Here is a 17,145-nt window from a genome sequence, read left to right as displayed (position 1 = left end):
CCGTGTCGGTTACGTGTCTCTACTAGCCCTACCCGCTTTCCCGAGCCGATCGCAAGTCCGTTCTGTGCGGAAATGTCCGTTTCTGGGCGGATGTTCGGCTGTCGAAGGGCGAAGGGAAGGCGTAGTGTTCGAGGGCAAACGTCAGCAGCCACGACCTCGGGAGAGAGACGGCATGGACCACGGGACGGTCGGCAGCGCACAGTCGGGCCGGCTTCTGGTGGAGGTGCGGGAAGAGGGCCCCAGCGCCGTCGTGACTCCGGCAGGTGAGTTGGATCACCACACTGCCGATCTGTTGCGTGAACCACTCGAGGAATGCCTTGCCAGGGGTTTCAGCCGGCTTGTCGTCGACTGTTCCCGGCTGGAGTTCTGCGACTCCACCGGGCTCAACGTGCTGCTGGGCGCCCGGCTCAAGGCCGAGGCCGCCGGGGGCGGGGTGCATCTGGCGGGCATGCAGCCCGTGGTGGCCCGCGTCTTCGAGATCACCGGAGCCGAGGCGGTCTTCACCGTCCACGATTCGGTCGAGGCAGCCCTGGCCGGTGAGGGCGAGTCCGACTGAGCGCGCCGGTCGTGCCGAACAAGGGGGTGTCCCGCCGGTCGGGCCGGGCAGGAGACATCCTGAACATGTCGGCGGCAATCATGACGGGGGTGGCACGGCGGACCGGGCGAACCGGTCACTTTCCCGCGTGCGGTGTACGGGCCGTGTGTACCCGTGCCGACCGTGTGACCCACACTGAGTACCGAACACTGAGCACACCGCGTGTTCGGAAAGCACTCTTGAAACGTGAACCGGTGAATCGGTGAGGTGAAGCGCTGATGAGCACCACCCGGCCCTACTCGCCGGGCGACCGCGGCCCGGAGCCCAGCGGCGCTTCCGGGGCGTCCGAGGGGGGCGCGTCAGGGACCGGGGCGTCCGTGTCGTCGGCGGGGCGTCAGGCCCGCAGGCTGAGTTTCGACGGCGCGAGCGGCGTCGTCCCGCTCGCCCGCGACTTCGCCCGCCAGGCACTGTACGCGTGGGGCTGGCTGCCGGCCGCCACCGCGGACCAGCGGGCCGCCGCCGAGGACGTGCTGCTCGTCGTCTCCGAGCTGGTCACCAACGCGTGTCTCCATGCGGAGGGCCCGGACGGGATGTGGATCGCCTGCGACAACAAGGCGATCCGTATCGAGGTCTCCGACCGGGGGACGGGGCAGCCGGCCCCGCGCACCCCGCACCGCGCCGGCCGTCCCGGCGGCCACGGCATGTTCATCGTCCAGCGCCTGTGCCTGGACTGGGGGGTCGTGCGCACGCCCGGCGTCGCGGGCAAGACGGTGTGGGCCGAACTCGGAGCGCCCGCGTAACACCCGTCTGGGGTTACCCGGGGTTCGAACCCCTCTTCGTACGTCACCACACGCACGCCGGATCGTCACAACTCCGGCGTGCTCCGCGTCTTCCCTCCTCAACTCCCCGGGCGTACCTTGACGGCCGATCTGATGTGCCGTCAGGAATGAGGGGACGATGTCGTACCGGAAACGAACCGCCGCGCTCGCGTCCGCCGCGGCCCTGGCCGGCTCGGCGGTGCTGCTCGCCGCCCCGACGGCCCACGCCGAGGTCGTCGACGTCAACTACCAGTGCAAGACGCCGATCGGCGACAAGAGTGCCGTCTCGCCGATCGACATCAAGGGCGTCAAGAGCGGCAGCGGCTACAAGATCACCATGTCCTGGCAGAAGGGCGTCTCCTCCAGTCCGGTCGAACTGGGCAAGGGGGCGATGAACCCGAGCGCCACCATCGAACTCGGCGGCGCCGACAGCGGCACCATGAAGGTCACCGGCCCCGCCAACCAGGAAGCGATCCCCGCCGACACCCCGATCAAGATCAACGACCTGTCCGGCACCTACACCCCGAAGAAGACGGGCAAGGTCACCTTCACGGCGGGCGTACTCACTATCAAGGCCCTCGGTACGACCACCACCTGCACGCCCAGCAACGATCCCGGACCGTCCCTGACCCTCGACGTCACGGCGGCGGCCGGCGGTGGCTCGACCGGCACCCAGAGCGGCAGCGACTCCGGAGCCGAGCTCCCGCAGACCGGCCCCGAGGACTCCGCGATCGCCCTCGGCACGCTCGGCGGAACGGTCCTGCTCGCGGGCGCGGCGGGCGCGCTGTGGCTGACACGCCGGAACCAGGCGGTACGCGTCCGCCGCTGACCGTGTCGGTATGCCCGCCCCTCAACGAGGCGCTCCGCGCCGCACCTGCTTGATCGTCACCCGCCGCCGCTTCTCAACGAGGCGTTGAGGGAGCCGCCGATGTCGTATGCCGCCCGTGCCGTGTGCCTGTCCCTCCTCGCCCTGCTGTGCGCCGCCCCGACGGCGACCGCTGCCGGCGGCTGGTCCGTCGCGCCCGCCGGCGGCGGCCGCCCGTCCTTCTACGCCGAGGGCACGCCCGGAACCGCCCTGCAGGACACGGTGTCCGTGACCAACCGTGCCGGGCGCCCGGTCACCGTACGTCTGCGCGGCACCGGCGTCCCGGTCACCTTCGCCGACGCCGAGGTGCGCGTGCCCGCCCGCACCCGCGCCGACATCCCGTTCACCGTGACCGTTCCCGAGGGGGCCGTGCCGGAGGACCGCGCGGGCACGATCGTCGTACGCGACGGCGACGGCCGCTCCCGGTCCGTCCCCCTGCGGCTGCGCACCGGCGGTCCGACGCTGTCCGCGCTGACCGTCGAGCACCTGGCCGTGGACGGTGACCGCATCACGTACGACCTGGTCAACCGGGGTGCGACGGTCCTCGTGCCGACCCTCGCCGTGCACGCCGACGGCGTCCTCGGCACCGTCCTCGACCGGTCCCCGCGCACCCTGCCGCTCCAGCTGCCGCCCGGCCACCGGGTGCGGCTCGACGAACCGTGGCCCGACCGGCCCGCCCTGGACGCGGTGGACGTCCGGCTGACGGTGACCGCGAGGGGCGGGGCGCGCGACACGGCGCAGGCGTCGGCGCGGTTCGTGCCGTGGGGCGGCGTGGCAGGGGCCGGTGCGCTGATCGTCGTAGCGGCGGCCGGGGCGGTCGTACGACGACGAAGGCGCCGTACGACCGAGAGCGAGCCGGAACGCCAGTGGGACCAGGCCGAGTTGACAGGAGCGATGCGGTGAAGACGCGGATCCCTGTGCTGATCACGGCACTTGCGCTGCTCCTCGTGCCCCTCACGCCGGCCGCTGCCGCCGACGGGCCCACCGTGAAGCTGTCCAAGTCCCAGGCGGGAACCGGCGGTTCGGTCACCGTGACCGGCAGTGGGTGGCGGGAGCGGGCGCTGCTGATGGTCCTGATCTGCGGGCAGTCGGTGCCGTCCCGGGGCGTGATCGGCGGCACCAACTCCTGCGCCAACGCCGACGGCCGGGCCGTCACCACCGACGCCGAAGGCCGCTTCCGCAAGGAACTGCCGGTCGCCGAGCCGCCGGTGCCGTGCCCGTGCGTGGTGCACGTGGCCACCGTGACCGGGGCGAAGGCGCAGGCCGACGCGATCTTCCAGGTCGCCGGGCACGCCGTCGAACCGCTGCCCGCGGAACCGGCGGGTGGCCGGCTGTCGGTGCTCAACGACACCCGGCTGGACGGCTCCAGCGGACTGCTCACCTGGTTCGGGGCGCCCCCCGCCCGCACCCTCGTCTTCACCGTCGGCAACGTCGGCACCTCGGCGATCAGGAACCCGGTCTTCCAGGTCGGCACCTCACACGGCGTGTTCGCCCCGCAGTGGGAGGAGCAGCAGTGGCGGGGCACCATCGAGCCCGGCCGCAAGGCGCAGATCAGGCTGCCGGTGGAGCTGGCGGCCGGGGCGCACGGCGACTACACCGTCTCGCTGAAGTACGGCGGCAAGGTGCTCGCCGAGCAGCCCTGGGGCGTGGGCCGGCCGTGGGGCGTGACTCTGTTCTGGGTCCTGGTGTGCCTGGTCGTACCGGCCGCGGTGTTCCGCATCGGGATGGCCGTGGTGGACCGGGTCCGCCCGCCCCGGCCGGGCGGCGCCCGCCACCGGGGCCTGCGACTGCCCGAACTCACCTTGCGCCTGCCGCGGTTGACCTCGCGCGAGCAGGCGCCCGCATCGACCTCGACCCTGCCGTGGTTCACCCCGGACGCCGATCCGGGCACGGCCGGTCGGCTCTCCGCACCGCACGACGACAGCCCGACGAGTCCTACGACTCCCTCCAGGAAGGGAACGACGTGAGCGAGAGAAGGAGAGTCACACCGGTCGGCCGACGTGGTCGTCCTCGGAGAAGCAGAACGTCGGCGGCGGGCGTCGCCCTGATGCTGGGCGGGGCGGGTGTCCTGCTCGGCGTGGCCGCCGGGCCCGCGCAGGCCGCGGAGGTGTCGTACGCCACCGAGTGCATCCCGCCCTCGATCTCCGGGCTGCCGCCGGTCCAGGGGACGACGAAGGTGGAGATCACCGCCCCCGCGGAGGCGAAGGTCGGGGACGAGGTGGAGATCGTCTGGAAGTTCGTCCAGGCGGCGTCCAAGAACCCCGACATCCTCGATCTGGAGAAGGACACGGTCCAGCCGACCGGCACGCTGAAGGCGGCCGGCGCGCAGACGGCCGATGTCGCGATGGAGGGGCCCCGGCAGAACCCGCCGATCCCCAAGAACAGCGACATGAAGCTGTCCGACATGAAGGGCAAGCTGAAGCTGACGGCGCCGGGCGAGGTGTCCCTGACCCCGGACGCGTACAACATCAACGTCAACAAGCCGATCTCGACGGACACCAAGTGCTCCCCGAAGGAGACGGTGAAGCCGGCGGCGACCATCAAGGTGACGGACGGGGGCGGGACTTCGGGCGGTACGACGGGAGGCCTGCCGACCGTCGTCCCGACGCTGCCGACGAGTGTGCCGACCGGTCTGCCGACGGGGTCGTCGAGCCCGACGCCGACGCCCAGCGAGAGCGAGACGGGCGGAGGCAGTTCGTCGGGCACGGGCGGCGGAGGCGGCGGCCAGACCGACTTCACCGGCAAGGAGGTCCAGGTCCCCTACGAGTGCAAGACGCCCATCGGCGACAAGAACGCGACCTCGCCGGTGCAGATCAACGCGAAGAAGGACGGCGGGAGTTTCGGCCTCACCGTGCAGTTCAAGAAGTCGGTGATGGACAGCCCGGCCGACATCCCGAAGGACTCGGTCAAGCCGTCCATGGAGGTGGTGCTCGGCGGTGCCGACACGGGCACGGTCCATGTCGAGGGCCCCACCAACCCCGAGGCCATCAAGGCGGGCGACCCGATCGAGATCCCCGACCTGACCGGCACCTACAAGCCGGGGGCGAGCGGTGAGTCCACCCTGTCCCCGGGCGTCCTGACGATCGAGGCGCTGGGCACCACCACCACGTGCACACCGGCCAAGACCGAGGTCTCGCTGATCCTGGACACGACGGAACAGGAGGGCGGAGCGTCAGGAGGCTCGTCCTCGGGCGGCGGCTCGTCATCCGGCGGAACGACCCCGGACGGCGGCCTCGCCGAGACGGGCGCCGACGACCAGAGCACCCTGAAGGCGCTGGGGCTGGTGGCAGGAACGGCACTCCTGCTGGGCGGAGCGGTCTTTACGTTCATGCCGGGACGCAGGCTGCGTTAGCCAACCTCCTAGGGGCGCGGGGAACTGCGCGACCAGCCACATACGACCTGTAGCCGCCGATGCACCCTGGCCCTACGGCGAACAGGCGAACCGCAACGCCGGAGGCCGTTGCACTCACATGGGTGCAACGGCCTCCGTCGGCTCGAGCAGCGCGCTAGCGCACGTCGCCCATGAGCGCGCGGATCTTGCGGCCCGCCGTCATGAAGGCCAGTCCGGCCGCGACGGCGATGACGGCCCACATCGTGTAGTAGACCGCGTCGCCCAGCGGCGCGTTGAGCTTGGTGGTCCAGCCGTTGAGGGCGTTGCCCGTCGCGGTGGCCAGGAACCACAGACCCATGATCTGGCCCACGAACTGCTTCGGCGCCAGCTTCGTCGACAGGGACAGGCCCACCGGCGACAGGCACATCTCGCCGAGGGTCTGCACCAGGTAGACGCTCAGCAGCCAGAAGACGGTGACCTTGCCCGTGTCGCTGTTCGCGGCGGCGGCGCCGGCCAGGCCCATGATGCCGAACGAGCCACCGATGAGGAGCATCGCCAGGGCGAACTTCATGGGCGTGCCGGGTTCACGGTTGCGCTGGGCCAGCTTCACCCAGAGAGCGGCGAAGGCCGGGGCGAGCACGATGACCATGGCCGGGTTCACGGACTGGTACCAGGACGCCGGGAACTCCCAGCCGCCGATCGTACGGTCGGTCTTGGTGTCCGCGAAGATCGTCAGCAGCGAACCGGACTGGTCGTAGATCATCCAGAACAGCACGGCGGTGGCGAAGAACCAGGCGAAGGCCTGGATCTTGGGCTTGTCCTCGCTGGTCAGAGCCGGGTTCCGGTACATCGTCACGAAGTAGACGATCGGGATCACAATGCCGAGGACCGCGAGCACGTTGACGATGTGCTCGATGTCGTACGTACCCAGCGCGATGTCCAGGACCAGCGCGGCGACGGCGATGCCACTCCACAGCGCGACCTTGCGCAGCACGGCGCGCTTCTCCTCCGGGGAGGCCGGGGTGCCGGGCCGCTTGCCGATGTCGCCGAGGTGGCGGCCGCCGAGGACGTACTGGATCACGGCGAGGGTCATACCGACACCGGCGACACCGAAGCCGAGGTGCCAGTTGACGTTCTCGCCGAGGTAACCGACGACCAGCGGGGCGGCCATGCCGCCGATGTTGATCGCCATGTAGAAGAGCGTGAAGCCGGCGTCGCGGCGGGCGCTGGGCTGGCCCTCGTAGAGGCCACCGACCATCGCGGAGATGTTCGGCTTCAGCAGACCGGTGCCGATCGCGATCAGGCCGAGACCGCAGAAGAAGGCGGCGTCGGAGGGGATCGCCAGTGTGAAGTGGCCGAGGGCGATGACGATGCCGCCGACCAGCACGGCCTTGCGGGCACCCCAGAGGCGGTCCGCGACCCAGCCACCCGGCATGGCGGCCATGTACACGACCGCGTTGTACACACCGTAGATCGAGGCGGCCAGAGCCTCCCGGCCCGCCAGGGGGCCGTCGAGGACACCCGCGATCAAGTAGAGGACGAGAATGCCGCGCATTCCGTACCAGGAGAAGCGCTCCCACATCTCCGTCATGAAAAGCGTGGCCATACCGCGGGGGTGGCCGAAGAAGGTCTTCTCGGAGCCGGGGTTGCCCGGGGAGGCCGAGTCCTTCGTCAGGCTGGACGCCATGGTCGATCCTTGCTGGTCGGGACGCGTTCCAAGAGCGATACGCGCCCGGTGGGGGGCGGCCGGCACCGGCGGGGGCGCCCGTCCGCCCCACGCCCACGGGGGGTCCGCTCCGGATCACGGAGCGGTGGACGGCGCCCACCGGGATCCACGCCCCGCGCGTGGTGCGCGCAAGGGCCCGGCCACAGGTCATTCCTCACACAAAACAGACCCTCAGCGTCACTTCGCCGAAGGTCCCGGGTGTTACAGGCGTTCCCTCACCATACGTCATGACACTGCCTGATATGGAAGGACTTGAGAGACGGATCACAGGTGTCGGGGGAACCGCAGCCACCCATTCGAAGGTCCTTCCCAGGATCGCACCCCTCAGCCACAGGTTCGTACCAGCACACCCGAAGGTAAGAATCCGGGCCCTGCGATCGGCCTCCGGCACCTGTCAGGCGCGGACTACCATCACCTCATGACCCGAGTACTGCTCGCCGAGGACGACGCGTCCATCTCGGAACCGCTGGCTCGCGCACTGCGCCGGGAGGGCTACGAGGTCGAGGTGCGTCAGGACGGCCCCACCGCGCTCGACGCAGGACTCCAGGGCGGCGTCGACCTGGTCGTGCTGGACCTCGGCCTGCCCGGGATGGACGGTCTCGAGGTGGCCCGCCGACTGCGTGCCGAAGGCCACACCGTGCCGATCCTGATCCTGACCGCACGCGCCGACGAGGTCGACACCGTCGTCGGGCTCGACGCGGGCGCCGACGACTACGTCACCAAGCCGTTCCGGCTGGCCGAGCTGCTCGCCCGGGTCCGGGCCCTGCTGCGGCGCGGCGCCGCCGAGCCCCAGCAGCCGCCCGCCACGCACGGCGTGCGCATCGACGTCGAGTCGCACCGCGCCTGGATGGGCGAGGAAGAGCTCCAGCTCACCGCCAAGGAGTTCGACCTGCTGCGGGTCCTGGTCCGGGACGCCGGGCGGGTGGTCACCCGCGACCAGTTGATGCGCGAGGTCTGGGACACCACCTGGTGGTCGTCCACCAAGACCCTCGACATGCACATCTCCTGGCTGCGCAAGAAGCTGGGCGACGACGCGGCCAACCCCCGGTACATCGCGACCGTGCGCGGTGTGGGCTTCCGTTTCGAGAAGAGCTGAGCCACGGCTGCCGCGTGCGGCCGGGCTACGGATTTCCCTACAAGTAAGTAAGAAAAATGCGCCGTCGACTGATCCAGTCCACGCTCGCCGTGGTGCTCGTCGTGATCGCCGTCTTCGGCGTCTCCCTCGTCGTGGTCGAGACCAAGACGATCAGCACCACCGCCCAGGAGCGCGTGGAGTCCGAGGCCGTGCAGCTGGCCAGCATCGTGGACAGCCGGATCCTCGGCGCCGAGCAGATCACCTCGGAGATACTCGCCGACCAGGTCGGCGACGAACGGTACGCGGTCGTCCGTATCCCCGGCCAGAAGCCGATCGAGGTCGGCGAGAAGCCCTCGGGCGACGTCATCGAGGCGACGCGCACCGGCGAGGAGGGCGAGACGGTCACCGTCCAGGAGCCGCGCTCGGCGGTGACCCGGGAGGTCGGCCGGACACTGATGATCATCGGGGCGGTGGCGCTGCTGGCCGTGATCGCCGCGGTACTGCTCGCCCTGCGCCAGGCCAGCCACCTCGCCTCACCGCTCACCGACCTCGCCGAAACCGCCGAACGCCTCGGCTCCGGCGACCCCCGGCCCCGCCGCAAGCGGTACGGCGTCCCCGAGCTGGACCGCGTCGCCGACGTTCTCGACGCCTCCGCCGAGCGCATCGCCCGCATGCTCACCGCCGAGCGCCGGCTCGCCGCCGACGCCTCCCACCAGCTGCGCACCCCGCTCACCGCACTGTCCATGCGCCTGGAGGAGATCACCCTCACCGACGACCCGGACACCGTGAAGGAGGAGGCGACCATCGCGCTCACGCAGGTGGAACGCCTCACGGACGTCGTCGAGCGACTGCTGACCAACTCCCGCGACCCGCGCACCGGCTCCGCCGTCACCTTCGACCTCGACGAGGTCATCCAGCAGCAGGTCGCCGAGTGGCGCCCGGCCTACCGCAGCGCCGGCCGCGCCATCGTCAGCTCCGGCAAACGGAACCTCCAGGCGGTGGGCACGCCGGGCGCGGTCGCGCAGGTGCTGGCGGCGCTGATCGAGAACTCCCTCATGCACGGCGGCGGCACGGTGGCGCTGCGCACCCGCGTCACCGGCAACCAGGCGGTCATCGAAGTCACCGACGAGGGTCCCGGCGTCCCGGCCGACCTGGGCGCCCGGATCTTCGAGCGGACGATTAGCGGCCGCAACTCCACGGGCATCGGCCTGGCCGTGGCCCGCGACCTGGCGGAGGCCGACGGCGGCCGCCTGGAAATGCTCCAGGCCAAGCCTCCGGTGTTCGGCCTGTTCCTGTCACGGACACCGGTGAAGAAGAACGGGGACGGGGACCGGACGGTTCGCTGAGCGCGCGCTCCGCTGAGTCCGTTCGCCGCCTGCGGGTGCGTTGTGGCTGGTCGCGCAGTTCCCCGCGCCCCTTTGGGGCGTCAGACGCGGGCGCGCTGTGGGGGCCGGGCTCGTTCCGCCTCCAGGAACGATTCCGCGTCGACGATGGCCTCCCGGCCCGGGAGCGCGCGGAACACCCAGGTGCGGTAGGACCAGAAGCGGAACAGCGTCGCGATGCCGATGCCGAGGAACTTGAAGATGTTGCTCTGCAGCGGGCTGTCCCAGTCGAAGCCGTACGTCGCGGTGTACAGCACGCCGTTCTCGATCACCAGGCCGACCGCGCTGAACAGCCCGAACAGCGACATCTCCTTCGTACGGCCGCTCTTGTCGCGGTCGCGGTACGTGAAGTAGCGGAAGCCGACGTAGTTGAAGGCGATCGCCACGACCGTCGCGATCACACTGGCACGCACCACCTGGAGGTCGGTCACATGCCGTACCAGGTTGAACACGAGGAGATTGACAAGCAGTCCCGCCCCACCCACCGCGCCGAACTTGGCGACCTCACGCACGAGCCGTTCGATGCGCTGCCGCAGCGCGCTGGGGGGCGTCGGTCGGAGCCCCGATGAACCACGTCCCATGGTCGTGCAGGCCCCCACTCGTCGGTGTCGTCAGCCCAACCATGCTAACCACCGCCATTCTGTGATCGCTTGTGGAAGAGCTCACCGCGACGAGAGAAGCCGGAACCGGCCGGGAACCGGTGCGGAAAGAGGCGGAATCCGGCCGACCTGGCGCGGCCGATACCCTGGGGGCGTGACATTCCCGGTAGTCGGCATGGTCGGCGGGGGTCAGCTCGCTCGTATGACACACGAGGCGGGCATCCCGTTGGGCATCAGGTTCAAGCTCCTCAGTGACACCCCTCAGGATTCCGCGGCGCAGGTCGTGAGCGAAGTCGTCATCGGCGACTATCGCGACCTCGACACGCTGCGCGCCTTCGCACGCGGTTGTGACGTGATCACCTTCGATCACGAGCACGTACCCACCGAGCACCTCCGGGCCCTGGAGGCGGACGGCATCCCCGTGCGCCCCGGCCCGGACGCGCTCCAGCACGCCCAGGACAAGGGTGTGATGCGCGCCAGGCTCGACGCGATCGGCGTGCCCTGCCCACGGCACCGCATCGTGAGCGACCCGCAGGACGTCGCTTCGTTCGCGGGGGAGGGCGACGGCTTTCCCGTCGTCCTCAAGACCGTTCGCGGCGGCTACGACGGCAAGGGCGTGTGGGTGGTCGACTCCGTCGAGGAGGCCGAGGCCCCCTTCAAGGCGGGTGTGCCGGTGCTCGCCGAGGAGAAGGTCGACTTCGTGCGGGAGCTCGCGGCGAACGTCGTCCGTTCCCCGCACGGTCAGGCGGTCGCGTACCCCGTGGTCGAGTCCCGCCAGGTGGACGGCGTCTGCGACACGGTCATCGCCCCGGCCCCCGACCTCGACGAGACCCTCGCCCTGCAGGCGGAGGAGCTCGCCCTGCGCATCGCCAAGGAGCTGGACGTCGTCGGCCACCTCGCCGTCGAGCTGTTCCAGACCCGCGACGGCCGCATCCTCGTCAACGAACTGGCGATGCGCCCGCACAACTCGGGCCACTGGACCCAGGACGGCGCGATCACCTCCCAGTTCGCCAACCACGTCCGGGCCGTCCTCGACCTCCCGCTCGGCGACCCGCGCCCGCGCGCCAGGTGGACGGTCATGGTCAACGTCCTCGGCGGCGACTACCCCGACATGTACTCCGCGTACCTGCACTGCATGGCCCGCGACCCCCAGCTGAAGATCCACATGTACGGCAAGGACGTGAAGCCCGGCCGCAAGGTCGGCCACGTCAACACCTACGGCGACGACCTGGACGACGCGCTGGAGCGCGCCCGTCACGCTGCCGGATACCTGAGAGGCACGATCACCGAATGAGCCCAGTCGTTGGCATCGTCATGGGGTCGGACTCCGACTGGCCCGTCATGGAGGCCGCCGCCAAGGCCCTCGACGAGTTCGAGATCGACTACGAGGTCGACGTCGTCTCCGCGCACCGGATGCCGCGCGAGATGGTCACGTACGGCGAGCAGGCCGCCGACCGCGGACTGAAGGTGATCATCGCGGGCGCGGGCGGCGCCGCCCATCTGCCCGGCATGCTCGCCTCGGTCACCCCGCTGCCGGTCATCGGCGTCCCCGTGCCGCTGAAGTACCTCGACGGCATGGACTCGCTGCTGTCCATCGTGCAGATGCCGGCCGGTGTCCCGGTCGCGACCGTCTCCGTCGCCGGTGCCCGCAACGCCGGCCTGCTCGCGGCCCGTATCCTCGCCGCCCACGACGACGAACTCCTCACCCGTATGCGGGAGTTCCAGCAGGAGCTGAACGACCAGGCCACCGAGAAGGGCAAGCGTCTGCGCGCCAAGGTCGAGGGTGCGGGCAACGGCTTCGGCTTCGGCAACTGACGGGAGGGTACGGCGATGACCGCGCTGGACGAAGCCCGGGAACTGCTGCGCGAGTTCCCGGTGGTCGACGGGCACAACGACCTGCCCTGGGCGCTGCGTGAGCAGGTCCGCTACGACCTCGACGCCCGGGACATCGCCGTCCCCCAGGGCGCCCACCTGCACACCGACATCCCGCGGCTGCGCGCGGGCGGGGTCGGCGCGCAGTACTGGTCGGTGTACGTCCGCTCGGACCTGCCCGACCCGGTGCCCACGACGCTGGAACAGATCGACTGCGTACGGCAGTTGCTCGCCCGCTACCCGCGCGACCTGGCGCCCGCGCTGACGGCCGCGGACATGGAGGCGGCGCGCGCGGAAGGGCGTATCGCCTCGCTCATGGGTGCGGAGGGCGGCCACTCCATCGCCAACTCCCTCGGCACACTGCGGCAGTTGTACGCACTCGGCGTCCGCTACCTGACCCTCACGCACAACGACAACGTGGCGTGGGCGGACTCGGCGACGGACAAGCCGGGCGTCGGCGGCCTGTCGGCCTTCGGCCGGGCGGTGGTGCGGGAGATGAACCGCGAGGGCATGCTCGTCGACCTCTCGCACGTGGCGGCGACGACCATGCGGGACGCGCTGGACGCCTCCCTGGCGCCGGTCATCTTCTCCCACTCCTCCTCGCGCGCGGTGTGCGACCACCCGCGCAACATCCCCGACGACGTGCTCGAACGGCTGCCCGGCAACGGCGGCATGGCCATGGTGACCTTCGTACCGAAGTTCGTGCTCCAGGCCGCCGTCGACTGGACGGCCGCGGCGGACGACAACATGCGCGCGCACGGCTTCCACCACCTCGACACCACCGCCGAGGCGATGAAGGTCCACCACGCCTTCGAGGAACGCAATCCGCGCCCGGTCGCCACGGTGGCCACCGTCGCCGACCACCTGGACCACATGCGCGAGGTCGCCGGCATCGACCACCTCGGCATCGGCGGCGACTACGACGGCACGGCCTTCACCCCCGACGGCCTCAGCGACGTCTCCGGCTACCCGAACCTCATCGCCGAGCTCCTCGACCGCGGCTGGTCGAAGTCCGACCTGGCCAAGCTGACCTGGCAGAACGCGGTACGGGTGCTGGGCGCGGCGGAGGACGTGGCACGAGAGCTCAAGGCGAGACGCTCCCCGTCGAACGCCACGCTGGAGGACCTGGACGGATAGGACCGACGGCTCCTACGGGTGCTCGATCCGGCAGAGGCAGAACGGATGCCCCGCCGGATCGGCGTACACCCGGAAGTCCTTGGTCTCGTAGTCCTCCGCGTCCAGGAGGCGGGCGCCCAGCCCCAGCACCCGCTTCTCGGCCAGGTCGACCTGCTCCCAGGTGGACCCGGCGTCGAGATCGAGGTGGAACTGCTGCGCGTTCCGGTCGGCGCGCGGCCACTCCGGCGGGGTGTGGCCCTCCGACCGCTGGAAGGCGAGCCGCGGACCGCCGGGGACCTGGAGCACCACCCAGTCGTGATCCTCGTCCTCGGGGGTGCCGCCGATGATCTCGGCGTAGAAGCGGGCGAGTGCGCGCGGGTCGGGGCAGTCGAGGACGACGTTACGCAGGCGTGCCACGGGCGCCATGGAACTCACCTCCGGGCTCGACGGGCGCAGCGACAGAACGGGTGCCCCGCCTGGCGGGCGCCAACCGTACCCGGAGAAGCGGACGTGCGGCACCCGCGCGTGGTGCAGAATGCGGGAAGACGCCGGTTCGGCCGACTGAGCCTCGGCCGAACCGGCGTCGTGCGCTACGCGGTCGGGCGGCCCATCGCCCGGTACGTCCAGCCGGCCCGCCGCCACAGCTCCGGGTCGAGGGCATTGCGGCCGTCCAGGATCAGGCGGGCCTTGACGGCCTCGCCCAGCGCCGCCGGGTCCAGCTCGCGGAACTCCTGCCACTCCGTCAGGTGCAGTACGACGTCCGCGCCGCGCACCGCCTCCTGCGCGGAGTCGGCGTAGCCCAGTGTCGGGAAGATCCGGCGGGCGTTGTCCATGCCCTTCGGGTCGTACACCGTCACCTGCCCGCCCTGCAGATGGATCTGCCCGGCCACATTGAGCGCGGGCGAGTCCCGTACGTCGTCGGAGTCCGGCTTGAACGTCGCGCCGAGCACCGCGACCCGCTTGCCCAGGAAGGGGCCGCCGCCCAGCGCCTGCCGGGCCAGCTCCACCATCTGGCCACGCTGGCGCATGTTGATCGAGTCGATCTCGCGCAGGAACGTCAGCGCCTGGTCGGCGCCCAGCTCACCGGCCCGCGCCATGAACGCCCGGATGTCCTTCGGCAGACAGCCGCCGCCGAAGCCGATCCCGGCCCGCAGGAACTTCTTCCCGATCCGGTCGTCGTACCCGATCGCCTCGGCGAGCTTGGCGACATCGCCACCGGCGGCCTCGCACACCTCCGCCATGGCGTTGATGAACGAGATCTTCGTGGCGAGGAAGGAGTTCGCGGAGGTCTTCACCAGCTCGGCGGTCGGGAAGTCGGTGACGACGAAGGGCGAGCCCTCGGCGACCGGCGTGGCGTACACCTCCCGCAGCAGCTTCTCGGCCCGGTCGCTGACCACGCCGACCACGATCCGGTCCGGGCGCAGCGTGTCCTGCACGGCGAAGCCCTCGCGCAGGAACTCCGGGTTCCAGGCCAGCTCGGCGTCCGCACCGGCCGGCGCGTGCTCGGCGAGGTAGGCGGCGAGGCGGTCGGCGGAGCCCACGGGCACGGTCGACTTGCCGACGACCAGGGCCGGGCCGGTCAGATGCGGGGCGAGAGAGGCGAACGCGGAGTCGACGTACGACATGTCGCAGGCGTACTCGCCGTGCTTCTGCGGAGTGTTCACACACACGAAGTGCACATCGCCGAACGCGGCGACCTCCGCGTAGTCCGTGGTGAACCGCAGCCGCCCGCTGGACCCCTCGATCCCGACGACGTGCTTGCGCAGCAGTTCCTCGAGACCCGGCTCGTACATCGGGACCTCACCGCGCCGGAGCATCTCGATCTTCTCGGGCACGACGTCCAGGCCGAGCACCTCGAAGCCGAGTTCGGCCATGGCCGCGGCGTGCGTGGCGCCGAGATAACCGGTACCGATCACGGTGATCTTGAGGGCCATGGGTGCTCCAGAGGTCTACGGCAGGGCGGTGCGCGCCCGAGCATAGCCGGGGCATGAGAACGCGCTTCACCGGGCAACTTCCCTGCTGTCGCCAAGCTCACGTATCACTCGAGTGGGCGACCCCATAAAATTTGGGTTACTTAACGGTAGTTAGCGCCACCATCGCAGCGTTTTGGAGCGTGAGAGACCTTGGCCGGATCGGCTGACTTCGACCTGTACCGCCCGTCCGAGGAGCACGACATGCTCCGTGACGCCGTCCGCTCGCTGGCCGAGGCGAAGATCGCGCCGTTCGCCGCCGCGGTGGACGAGGAGGCCCGCTTCCCGCAGGAGGCGCTCGACGCCCTGGTCGCGAACGACCTGCACGCCGTGCACGTCCCCGAGGAGTACGGCGGCGCAGGCGCTGACGCGCTGGCCACGGTGATAGTCATCGAGGAGGTGGCCCGCGTCTGCGCGAGCTCCTCCCTCATCCCCGCCGTGAACAAGCTCGGCTCCCTGCCCGTGATCCTCTCCGGCTCCGAGGAGCTGAAGAAGAAGTACATGAGCTCGCTCGCCAAGGGCGACGCGATGTTCTCGTACTGCCTCTCCGAGCCGGACGCCGGCTCCGACGCCGCCGGCATGAAGACGAAGGCGGTCCGCGACGGCGACCACTACGTCCTCAACGGCGTGAAGCGCTGGATCACCAACGCGGGCGTGAGCGAGTACTACACCGTCATGGCGGTCACGGACCCGTCCAAGCGCTCCAAGGGCATCTCGGCGTTCGTCGTCGAGAAGTCCGACGAGGGCGTCTCCTTCGGCGCCCCCGAGAAGAAGCTCGGCATCAAGGGCTCCCCGACCCGCGAGGTCTACCTCGACAACGTCCGCATCCCCGCGGACCGCATGATCGGCGAGGAGGGCACCGGCTTCGCGACGGCGATGAAGACCCTCGACCACACCCGCATCACCATCGCCGCCCAGGCCCTCGGTATCGCCCAGGGCGCCCTCGACTACGCCAAGGGCTACGTCCAGGAGCGCAAGCAGTTCGGCAAGCCGATCGCCGACTTCCAGGGCATCCAGTTCATGCTCGCCGACATGGCGATGAAGGTCTCGGCCGCCCGCGCCCTGACCTACCAGGCCGCCGCCGCCTCCGAGCGCGGCGACGCCGACCTCACCTACCAGGGCGCCGCCGCCAAGTGCTTCGCCTCCGACGTGGCGATGGAGGTCACGACGGACGCGGTCCAGCTGCTCGGCGGCTACGGGTACACGCGTGACTATCCGGTGGAGCGCATGATGCGCGACGCGAAGATCACGCAGATATACGAGGGTACGAACCAGGTTCAGCGGATTGTGATGGCGCGGAACCTGCCGTAGTCATTCGGCATCTCGGCGTACGTCGACAAGCCCCCGGAACAGATCCGGGGGCTTTTGTCGCTTTGGCGGCATGGCATTCGTGGTGGATTGTGGGCGTCCGCCGGATGGCGCGGTGCGTCGGCAAGGCGTACCACGGAAGGGCGCGGGGTCCGACCCGGACTCCACTCACCCCAGGAGGAGCCATGACCGGAACCATGCCCGCGATGAGTAAGCAGATGCAGGACTGCGTCGACGCGTGCATGTCCAGCCACAGCATCTGCGAGGAGACCATGAACTCCGTCATGCAGATGGGCGGCCAGGCTCAGATGCAGGTCATGCGGGCGCTCATGGACTGCGCCGAGACGACCCGTATGTGTGCGGACATGATGATGCGCCGCTCGCCGATGTCGGCAGACATGTGCGCCATGTGTGCCAAGGCGTGCGACATGTGTGCCGAGGCGTGTATGTCCATGCCGGACGACCCGCAGATGATGCGGTGCGCCGAGGCGTGTCGCCGCAGTGCCGAGACGTGCCGCGTGATGGCGGGCGCCACGATGTGAAACCCG

The 17,145-nt window shown here is 70.2% G+C and carries 17 protein-coding genes; 13 read left to right on the top strand and 4 right to left on the bottom strand.

Features of this window, described 5'->3' with window-relative positions; translation table 11 throughout:
* The first annotated feature begins 172 nt into the window (after nt 1-172).
* The 6 genes from ACFV7R_RS10730 to ACFV7R_RS10705 all read left to right on the top strand — a co-directional run bounded on the left by ACFV7R_RS10730 (nt 173) and on the right by ACFV7R_RS10705 (nt 5,570).
* On the top strand, nt 173-556 hold the full coding sequence (locus ACFV7R_RS10730; RefSeq protein WP_385262251.1) for an STAS domain-containing protein: 384 nt from the start codon (nt 173-175) through the stop codon (nt 554-556).
* A gap of 257 nt (nt 557-813) precedes the next feature.
* On the top strand, nt 814-1,335 hold the full coding sequence (locus tag ACFV7R_RS10725) for an ATP-binding protein (protein WP_385262249.1): 522 nt from the start codon (nt 814-816) through the stop codon (nt 1,333-1,335).
* Between the two features lie 157 nt (nt 1,336-1,492).
* Nucleotides 1,493-2,182 (top strand): LPXTG cell wall anchor domain-containing protein, encoded by a 690-nt coding sequence (locus ACFV7R_RS10720; protein ID WP_224734557.1) that lies wholly within the window; start codon nt 1,493-1,495, stop codon nt 2,180-2,182.
* 99 nt (nt 2,183-2,281) lie between these two features.
* Nucleotides 2,282-3,121 carry a hypothetical protein gene (locus ACFV7R_RS10715; RefSeq protein ID WP_385262246.1) on the top strand — a complete coding sequence of 280 codons (840 nt, stop codon included), beginning with the start codon at nt 2,282-2,284 and terminating at the stop codon, nt 3,119-3,121.
* Nucleotides 3,118-4,185 (top strand): hypothetical protein, encoded by a 1,068-nt coding sequence (locus ACFV7R_RS10710; protein ID WP_385262244.1) that lies wholly within the window; start codon nt 3,118-3,120, stop codon nt 4,183-4,185. Before ACFV7R_RS10715 ends, ACFV7R_RS10710 begins: the two co-directional genes overlap by 4 nt.
* 80 nt (nt 4,186-4,265) lie before the next feature.
* Nucleotides 4,266-5,570 carry a hypothetical protein gene (locus tag ACFV7R_RS10705; protein ID WP_385262821.1) on the top strand — a complete coding sequence of 435 codons (1,305 nt, stop codon included), beginning with the start codon at nt 4,266-4,268 and terminating at the stop codon, nt 5,568-5,570.
* A gap of 154 nt (nt 5,571-5,724) precedes the next feature.
* On the opposite strand, the gene ACFV7R_RS10700 is transcribed toward ACFV7R_RS10705, so the two are convergent.
* Entirely contained in the window at nt 5,725-7,236 is a 1,512-nt protein-coding gene (locus ACFV7R_RS10700; protein WP_385262241.1) for a peptide MFS transporter, read from the bottom strand.
* A 457-nt stretch (nt 7,237-7,693) separates the two neighbouring features.
* Here ACFV7R_RS10700 and ACFV7R_RS10695 point away from each other — a divergent pair, with 457 nt between their 5' ends.
* The gene (locus ACFV7R_RS10695; protein ID WP_385262239.1) at nt 7,694-8,371 is read left to right on the top strand and encodes a response regulator transcription factor; all 678 of its coding nucleotides are present in this window, start codon (nt 7,694-7,696) and stop codon (nt 8,369-8,371) included.
* A gap of 56 nt (nt 8,372-8,427) precedes the next feature.
* Complete coding sequence (locus ACFV7R_RS10690; protein WP_385262237.1) at nt 8,428-9,696, top strand: ATP-binding protein; 1,269 nt, start codon at nt 8,428-8,430, stop codon at nt 9,694-9,696.
* An 80-nt stretch (nt 9,697-9,776) separates the two neighbouring features.
* Here ACFV7R_RS10690 and ACFV7R_RS10685 read toward each other — a convergent pair whose 3' ends face one another.
* Nucleotides 9,777-10,313, bottom strand: a complete 537-nt coding sequence (locus tag ACFV7R_RS10685) for a GtrA family protein (RefSeq protein ID WP_385262235.1) — start codon at nt 10,311-10,313, stop codon at nt 9,777-9,779.
* A gap of 172 nt (nt 10,314-10,485) precedes the next feature.
* Between ACFV7R_RS10685 and ACFV7R_RS10680 the strand changes: the two genes are divergently transcribed.
* Genes ACFV7R_RS10680 through ACFV7R_RS10670 form a run of 3 tightly spaced genes read left to right on the top strand, consistent with a single transcriptional unit; the run spans nt 10,486 to nt 13,340 of the window.
* Nucleotides 10,486-11,625, top strand: a complete 1,140-nt coding sequence (locus ACFV7R_RS10680; protein WP_385262233.1) for a 5-(carboxyamino)imidazole ribonucleotide synthase — start codon at nt 10,486-10,488, stop codon at nt 11,623-11,625.
* Entirely contained in the window at nt 11,622-12,146 is a 525-nt protein-coding gene (gene purE, locus ACFV7R_RS10675; protein ID WP_385262230.1) for a 5-(carboxyamino)imidazole ribonucleotide mutase, read from the top strand. Before ACFV7R_RS10680 ends, purE begins: the two co-directional genes overlap by 4 nt.
* A 15-nt stretch (nt 12,147-12,161) precedes the next feature.
* Nucleotides 12,162-13,340, top strand: coding sequence for a dipeptidase (locus ACFV7R_RS10670; protein WP_385262228.1), 1,179 nt, complete (start codon nt 12,162-12,164; stop codon nt 13,338-13,340).
* A 12-nt stretch (nt 13,341-13,352) separates the two neighbouring features.
* Here ACFV7R_RS10670 and ACFV7R_RS10665 read toward each other — a convergent pair whose 3' ends face one another.
* Both ACFV7R_RS10665 and ACFV7R_RS10660 read right to left on the bottom strand, forming a co-directional pair.
* Nucleotides 13,353-13,745: a VOC family protein gene (locus ACFV7R_RS10665; protein ID WP_385262226.1), complete on the bottom strand. Its 393-nt coding sequence runs from the start codon at nt 13,743-13,745 to the stop codon at nt 13,353-13,355.
* A 164-nt stretch (nt 13,746-13,909) separates the two neighbouring features.
* On the bottom strand, nt 13,910-15,253 hold the full coding sequence (locus tag ACFV7R_RS10660) for a UDP-glucose dehydrogenase family protein (RefSeq protein WP_385262223.1): 1,344 nt from the start codon (nt 15,251-15,253) through the stop codon (nt 13,910-13,912).
* Nucleotides 15,254-15,442: 189 nt separating this feature from the next.
* On the opposite strand from ACFV7R_RS10660, the gene ACFV7R_RS10655 reads away from it, so the two are divergent.
* Complete coding sequence (locus ACFV7R_RS10655) at nt 15,443-16,600, top strand: acyl-CoA dehydrogenase (RefSeq protein WP_385262222.1); 1,158 nt, start codon at nt 15,443-15,445, stop codon at nt 16,598-16,600.
* 182 nt (nt 16,601-16,782) lie between these two features.
* Nucleotides 16,783-17,139 (top strand): four-helix bundle copper-binding protein, encoded by a 357-nt coding sequence (locus tag ACFV7R_RS10650; RefSeq protein WP_385262220.1) that lies wholly within the window; start codon nt 16,783-16,785, stop codon nt 17,137-17,139.
* Nucleotides 17,140-17,145: the final 6 nt, after the last annotated feature.

Origin of the sequence: Streptomyces sp. NPDC059866, from assembly GCF_042731325.1 — a bacterium.
Lineage (GTDB): Bacteria > Actinomycetota > Actinomycetes > Streptomycetales > Streptomycetaceae > Streptomyces > Streptomyces flavusporus.
Note: the sequence above shows the minus strand (reverse complement) of the source record. Positions and strands in the feature narration are given on the sequence as shown.